Source organism: uncultured Boseongicola sp., assembly GCF_937988555.1.
In the GTDB taxonomy this organism is placed as follows: Bacteria; Pseudomonadota; Alphaproteobacteria; order Rhodobacterales; family Rhodobacteraceae; genus Boseongicola.
The window spans coordinates 1-6,551 of sequence record NZ_CALJXO010000292.1 but is presented as its reverse complement, the minus strand read 5'-3'; the positions used below and the strand labels follow the sequence as shown (position 1 = coordinate 6,551).

The following is a 6,551-nucleotide window of genomic DNA, read 5'->3' as shown; positions in this document are numbered from 1 at the left end:
AAAGCGACAGGTTCAGGCTGCCATCCGAATGAAACGGGGTCAGCAATGCTGCAGAGATTCCAAAATGTTTGATGTTCGTACCCATTCGTTGTCGTCAGATTCGCTGCCGCTACTGCAGATCATACTATTGGTTGCGGGTTGATTGTAAACGTAACATGTTAGGAATGCGGTCACCGTCCAAAGGCTGCATCGGATGGGGAATTGCATGCAATGCCAAGGATTATTTGCGCAGGTTTAATCGCTGCGGATCTGGTGTTCGACGTCGCAGAATTTCCGGTGAAGGGCACAAAGAACCGGGCAACCGGATCCCACATGACCACCGGTGGCGGAGCCCTGAACGCGGCTTCGACGATCGCCAGCCTTGGTGGTGATGCCAGCCTTGCAGGTGCCATCGGCGACGACGCATCGGGCGCGTTCCTGCGCAAGAAGATGGCGGACCGCCGGATTGACGACCAGTTTGTTAGCACGATTCCAAGGATTCCAACGTCTCGATCCGCGAATATGTTAACGCCCGATGGCGATCGGACAGTCATCAACCACCGCGATTCCGCGCTTATCCCTTGCGATTTCGCCCTGCCGCCTGAATTTCAGTTTGATGCGGCACTTGTCGACACGCGGTGGTCCGAGGGTGCAGCACTGATCGTGAAGGCCGCACGCCGCATTGGCAAACCGGCTGTTGTCGACGCAGAGGCTCCGGTTGCCCACGCAGCACAGGTGCTCGCCCTCGCCAGCCATGTTGTTTTCTCTGAGCAGGGCCTGGCCGATTATTGCGGTGGCAGCGACGCAGCGGCCCTGACATTGGCCCAAAAGCGGCTTGGAAACTGGTGTGCAGTAACCCGAGGCCCTCTGCCGGTATTGTGCCACGATGGGCGGTGTTTGACCGAGATTCCGACGTATCCGACAACGGCGGTGAATACGCTTGGTGCCGGTGACGTCTGGCATGGCGCATTCGCATTGGCGCTGTCCAATGGGTGTTCGGAAAATGAAGCGGTCCACTGGGCAAATGCCGCCGCATCCTTGAAAGTGAGTCGTCCGATACACGATGAGACTTTGCCGACTGCTGCCGAAGTGGATGCCCTGCTAGGCTCAGGATCGACGCAATCAACGGAAGGATCACAATGATGCAGACATCCAAACATTCGTTGACTGTGAACGGCGCGGTAGTTCCTGAGTCATCGTTGGATGAATTACGCTCCGCTGACGTGAATGGCGATATTGCGCAACAATTAAGTGACAACGGCTATCTTTTTTTGCGTGGCGTGCATGATCCGGTCGAAGTCGACGCCGCACGACTAGAGGTCCTGCATCGGCTTGCAGAAGTTGGCGAGGTTAAGGACCCTGTCAAATGCGGCCTGGCGTCCGGCACGTCTCGGCGACGAGAAACCTATCCCACTACAGATGATCTAGGGACTTTTTGGCGGTCCGTCAGCGAAGGCAAAGCCGTGCGAAGAGTCATCAACGGGCCACGTATCATGCGCGTCATGAGCCAACTCTTTCAGGAACCGGCCCAGCATTTTGCCTTTGCCTGGTTGCGTGCCATGACCGCGGGGCGTACCAGCCCACTGCATGTCGATCACCCTTATATGAACCGCGGATCCAAGCGGCTCGTCACCTGTTGGAGCCCGCTATGCCTCATCAGTTTGGCCGACGGACCCCTGTATATCTTGAAGGACTCTCATAAATGGCCCGACATTCGACAACAGTTTGACGGCCATGATGTGGATCGTGAACCGTCCCGCCCCGGGCATATCGAAGAAAGCCCAATTACGCTGGCACAACGCAAAACCAGCAAATTTCTAACGGCGGAGTTTAATCTGGGTGATTGCCTGATCTTTGGCATGTTCACCGTCCACGGATCTTTTGACAACAACTCGAGCGCTGGATTGATCCGGCTATCTTGCGACACCCGGTTCCAACCTGCCGCAGATCCCATGGACGAACGCTTTGCGGGACCAAATCCGCCTGCGCACAACGGGCTCGGATACGGTTGCCTGTCCGCGTCACGTCCATTGACCGAAACCAGCGCATTGCGCTGAGGAGGTAGGTCATGAAAGGAATTGTTCCCAGCCTCAACACGCCCTTTGACAAGGACGGTGCCGTTGATCATGACTCCTTGCGCAAACTGGTCAACCACACCGTGAATGCAGGCTGTGGCGGCATGCTGGTCCTTGCAGTTGCCGGAGAGCAATCGACACTGACCCAGGCAGAAAAGGTCCGGTTTGCAGAAACTGTGGCAGAGACCAACGCGCAGCGGATTCCATTCATCGTCAGCGTCACTGCTCCAGATATGGATGCGAGCCTCGCGTTGACGAAATTAGCCAAATCTATCGGCGCGGCAGGAATTTGTGTGCAAATTCCCACCGGTTTTGACCGCCGGGAGAGCCTGGCCTTTTTGCAGGACCTGTCCCGCCACGCGCCCAAAATACTTATGGTTCAGGATCTCGATTGGGTGGGCGGCGGCCTGCCCCTCGACGATATCGTTTATCTCTTCGACAATCTTACTAAATTCTCCTGGTTGAAAATTGAAACACAGCAGGCTGGCCCCAAATATTCAGCAGTTCTGCAAGCCACGAATAATGCGCTGAACGTTTGCGGTGGCTGGGCCGTAACACAGTTGATGGACGCAATGGCGCGTGGGGTGAACGCGTTCATTCCGACCGGCATGGAAAATGTCTATGTCGCGATATATACGCACTATGAAAGCGGGGATCACAATGCGGCGCGCGCGCTGTTTGAAGGCGTGTTGCCGATCCTGAATTTTTCAAACCAAGATATCGACACAAGCATTCTGTTCTTTAAGCAGCTCAGGAATGCCGAGGGGCTTTTTAAGACCGCGGTCTGCCGAAACGAGAACGCCAGATTTGATGCTATCCAAGAGGCTGAAGCGCGCTACGCCCTCACCTCTGCAATGGCGTTAATTCGCTCTCACTCTGCGCGTTCTCAACCCGTTTGAATTTCTGAAACCTTCTTGGTTGACCGGGTTTCTCAGAATCGCCCATCACCTGCGCCCAATCCGCGTCCACAACATCGCCTATATAAAGATCACCAGTGCTGTCATAGGCGATGCTGTGTGGCGACAGAAATTGACCCGGACCCAGACCCGGTCCCTGCTGTGCATCAAGCCGTGAAAGCAAATTGCTCTGTTGATCAAAAACGCTGACAAACGGGCCAAGATTTGGGAACTCTCGGTTGACCGTCAGGTACGAGGCCAACTCACCAACGATACAGTCTGGGCAAGAGCCGGGCGTGATCGCCAATCCACTGGGCCTGTGCATGTTGTTGATCTGTGTCTCATACCGGCCATTTTCATCAAATATCTGGACCCGAGAATTTTCCCGGTCCGCGACGTAGATCCAGCCATCGGCGTCGCAGCAAATGTTATGGGGAAGATTAAACTCTCCAGGTCCTGTTCCCGGCGTTCCCCAGCTTTTCAACAATCTGCCCTTGGGGTCAAACTTGTGGATACAGGCGTTTTGATATCCATCTGACACAAAGATATCGCCAGACGGTGAAACTGCCGAATGCGTGCACTTGCAAAAGGGCTTGCCGCTCATAAAGCCAGAACCCACCCCGGCTGTCCCAATTTGCAAAAGGAGCTTTCCATCCAGCGTAAACTTTCGCACCGTGTGGTCGAAATTATCGGTCAGATAGATGCATTGGTCGGGCCCGATCGAGGCCCCGTGCGGGTTCGCAAAGGTCCCCTGGCCCCATTTCGACAACACATCTCCTCTTTGGTTCAGGACCACGACGGGATTGCTGCCGCGGTTGAAAAGGTAAACCCTGTCTTTGTTGTCCACGGCAATTCCAGCAACGTCGCCCAGCATTATGTCCGTCGGCAACTTCGCCCAATCTGTAACCGGTTTGTAGGAGTGGCGACCTTTGCCCAAAGAAACGACCATCCACATTCCTCCAATTTGTGCGGTGCGCGACGCACGCACTGTGCGCGAAGAATCCGCATATGTGAACCTGTGAAAGCTCTTCTGAGGGGCCGGAAACGCAAACCCCTAACCTCCAAAACGGGTGTGGCATACGACCGGAATAAAACTGATCTATCGAGTTTCCCCCGAATGACCGTACAAGGGAAATTGCGCTGCAGCTTTTTCGGGCTCCGAAGGTATTTATCTGTACCCGACATCCAGCGGCGATCAAGCAACACGGCATCTTGCGTGCGTTGGAATGGACTGCGCCGGTCACGCAATGCGTCCGGACCTCAAGACAGTCACCTGGTATTATTCCCTCACATTCGTGGAAGACGGCAGCGGCGAGCAGAAATGGCTCAAGGAGGTCGTTTTGCGGCCGAAAGGTCGGTTTTGGCCCAAAGACACAGTAAGGGTCCATAAATACCTAGTGAGGTGTGATCGGTGATTGCCTCAAAATTACACTTGGCGGGGCCCACACGCCGGTCGTACTGGAACCATGCCGGCTGTCCTGTTTGGGCCGAAGGCAAGTTGTCTCAGCTAAATCTTGGCAGAAGCGCGCAAGAATACATGCGTCACGGACGTCCGCATGTCGGACGTCCGTGATACCGTATTGAACGGCAGCTTTGTCCCGCATATCCCTCCGCCCTAGGTGGTCATTGACTATCGACCTCGGGAAAGTGTCCGGTTAGCCGACCCGCGGCCTGAGTTGCGACAGAATTACATGCAATAATAAATATGTGTTAAGTGAAGTGTGTGCATTGTCTGAGAGAGAGAGGTAGTATGTTTGTTTCAAGCCGCAAAGCTATAGTGACCTTTTGGATGCCGTCGGCACCATCGGTCAGCCTTCAAAAGTCCATCAAGTTCCAGCGAGCGTTGCGCCTCAAGCGCATGGCCGCTGCTATCGCTTTGTTGACAAACTGGACTGGCGAGCCCGCCCTGTTCAATGACCTGCAGAGCCATGCTGTATGAGGTAATCCTATCGCTGAGACTGCTTGCGATTGCGCCAGTACCGCATCGAATGCAAAGCCTGAAGTCACCCAGAAATCCTCGCCCATCAAATCATCTTAAACTGTCCGGCGGGCCTGTAAGCGTGAACAACTTTAAAGAATAGAAGGCCCAAGCGGCTCTGCGGTCGTAGCGACCTTTTGCCAAACCTCTGCAGATGACCGCTAACAGGTTCATCATGTAGTGACTACAATCTCACCGCCTACGCAGTATTCTACATTCTGGGCTCTTATGCGCATTGTGAGCTGGTTGACGATCAGTGATCAGCATCTTTCCATTTGACCGGGGTAACATAAACGATGCTACCATCAACACTGACCATCACATCACCGTCCTGAATATTAACCTGCAGCTTCATCGAGCGACTTGCCTGTTTTCCCAGTTCGCTGGTGTCCTTCTCAGAAAAATTTATAACCTGAAGGTTATCAAACCGGGTGGTGCTGTTTTTGATCTTCTCCCACCACATCTCAGCCGTCCTGCCGCCGTAACAATAGACAATCACCTCGTTAGCTTTGCCACAGCTTTGACGAACAATCTTCTCGCCCGGAAGTCCCAACGCGACCCACAACTCAAGCTCGCCACTCAGGCTTTTCTGCCAAATGTCTGGCTCGTCATCCGTTGAAAGGCCCCTAGTGAGTTCCAATTGCTCATGGGCATTCAGTGCAAAAGCGAGAATACGCACCATTAACCGTTCGTCCGTCTCCGAAGGATGCTTGGCAACGGTCAGTTTATGGGTCTCATAATAGTGACGATCCATATCGGAAACGGAAAGTTCAACTTTATAAATGGTGGCTTTTTGCGCCATGATTTTTTTCCGGAATAGCGAAGATAGGGATGCCTAGTGCGCCTGATGATATTGTGAAAGCAGATAAAAGAGGCCCCCGAATAAGAGGGGCAAAATAGGTATTGGCAAATTTTTTGACTTATCGAGGCAGAATAGTTGGTCCGTATGAAGATAATACCCTCATTACCGCACCTGAAGGGGAGGACTGGACCTGCGGGCATGGCGCTTGCGTGTCGAACAAATAATGCGAGCGCTCGGGCTCTTTATTCCAAGGCTGGATTTGCCGAAGTCGGTTGTAGGCCAATTGTGACCCGAGGCTGGCAGACCTCCGGAACTGAGTGGATACTCATGACGCAGACCCAAGTTGTTTACGTTACTAGATAAGCGGCGCGCGGGTGCTCAAGCCTCAGAACGAGGCAATGAACCGGAGCTTTTCCGCTTCTGTGAGCTCACCTAAACTGGGATTTTGCTGTTGCTGCGAATGGCCAGCCTGGTGAAGCTGCATGCAACGCCACGGTGGTTCATCGCGTCACCGATCAGGGCTGCGACTGGAAAGCATGCGGTAAGTTTGGGGTGATTAGGACAAGATAGCCGTCTTCATATTGCCCGACATGATCTCCGACAAAACGCATCCCGCGACTGTTGACAGTCAGGCTCAACTCGAACTCCGGGCGGTAGTGCCAGTTGAACCGAAACTCCGGCAAGTGGCGGTCAAAGACCAGCAAGGACCGGTCGGGCGGGATCGCCACAGTCTCGAAATAAGCCAAGGGTATGGGAATTGCGTATCATTTCTCGTCCATAATGCGGTAATCATACAAAAACTCGCGGTAATGGGGAATGGC

The 6,551-nt window shown here is 53.8% G+C and carries 6 protein-coding genes; 3 read left to right on the top strand and 3 right to left on the bottom strand.

The window, feature by feature from the left end; genetic code table 11:
- Positions 1 to 210: 210 nt before the first annotated feature.
- Genes Q1B15_RS17235 through Q1B15_RS17225 form a run of 3 tightly spaced genes read left to right on the top strand, consistent with a single transcriptional unit; the run spans position 211 to position 2,953 of the window.
- Positions 211 to 1,122 carry a PfkB family carbohydrate kinase gene (locus tag Q1B15_RS17235; protein ID WP_299756008.1) on the top strand — a complete coding sequence of 304 codons (912 nt, stop codon included), beginning with the start codon at positions 211 to 213 and terminating at the stop codon, positions 1,120 to 1,122.
- Positions 1,122 to 2,036, top strand: coding sequence for a phytanoyl-CoA dioxygenase family protein (locus Q1B15_RS17230; RefSeq protein ID WP_299756005.1), 915 nt, complete (start codon positions 1,122 to 1,124; stop codon positions 2,034 to 2,036). The genes Q1B15_RS17235 and Q1B15_RS17230 overlap by 1 nt, the downstream gene beginning before the upstream one ends.
- A gap of 11 nt (positions 2,037 to 2,047) precedes the next feature.
- The gene (locus Q1B15_RS17225; protein ID WP_299756002.1) at positions 2,048 to 2,953 is read left to right on the top strand and encodes a dihydrodipicolinate synthase family protein; all 906 of its coding nucleotides are present in this window, start codon (positions 2,048 to 2,050) and stop codon (positions 2,951 to 2,953) included.
- Here the strand turns inward: Q1B15_RS17225 and Q1B15_RS17220 are convergent.
- The 3 genes from Q1B15_RS17220 to Q1B15_RS17210 all read right to left on the bottom strand — a co-directional run bounded on the left by Q1B15_RS17220 (position 2,898) and on the right by Q1B15_RS17210 (position 6,476).
- Positions 2,898 to 3,899, bottom strand: coding sequence for a peptidyl-alpha-hydroxyglycine alpha-amidating lyase family protein (locus Q1B15_RS17220; RefSeq protein ID WP_299755999.1), 1,002 nt, complete (start codon positions 3,897 to 3,899; stop codon positions 2,898 to 2,900). The genes Q1B15_RS17225 and Q1B15_RS17220 overlap by 56 nt on opposite strands.
- Before the next feature lie 1,282 nt (positions 3,900 to 5,181).
- Complete coding sequence (locus tag Q1B15_RS17215; protein WP_299755996.1) at positions 5,182 to 5,730, bottom strand: YaeQ family protein; 549 nt, start codon at positions 5,728 to 5,730, stop codon at positions 5,182 to 5,184.
- Positions 5,731 to 6,245: 515 nt separating this feature from the next.
- Positions 6,246 to 6,476, bottom strand: a complete 231-nt coding sequence (locus Q1B15_RS17210) for a hypothetical protein (protein ID WP_299755993.1) — start codon at positions 6,474 to 6,476, stop codon at positions 6,246 to 6,248.
- Positions 6,477 to 6,551: the final 75 nt, after the last annotated feature.

Excerpts from the sequence above, each read along its gene's own strand:
- Q1B15_RS17235 (WP_299756008.1), top strand. The coding sequence starts at position 211 with ATGCCAAGGATTATTTGCGCAGGTTTAATCGCTGCGGATCTGGTGTTC.
- Q1B15_RS17230 (WP_299756005.1), top strand. The coding sequence starts at position 1,122 with ATGCAGACATCCAAACATTCGTTGACTGTGAACGGCGCGGTAGTTCCT.
- Q1B15_RS17225 (WP_299756002.1), top strand. The coding sequence starts at position 2,048 with ATGAAAGGAATTGTTCCCAGCCTCAACACGCCCTTTGACAAGGACGGT.
- Q1B15_RS17220 (WP_299755999.1), bottom strand. The coding sequence starts at position 3,899 with ATGGTCGTTTCTTTGGGCAAAGGTCGCCACTCCTACAAACCGGTTACA.
- Q1B15_RS17215 (WP_299755996.1), bottom strand. The coding sequence starts at position 5,730 with ATGGCGCAAAAAGCCACCATTTATAAAGTTGAACTTTCCGTTTCCGAT.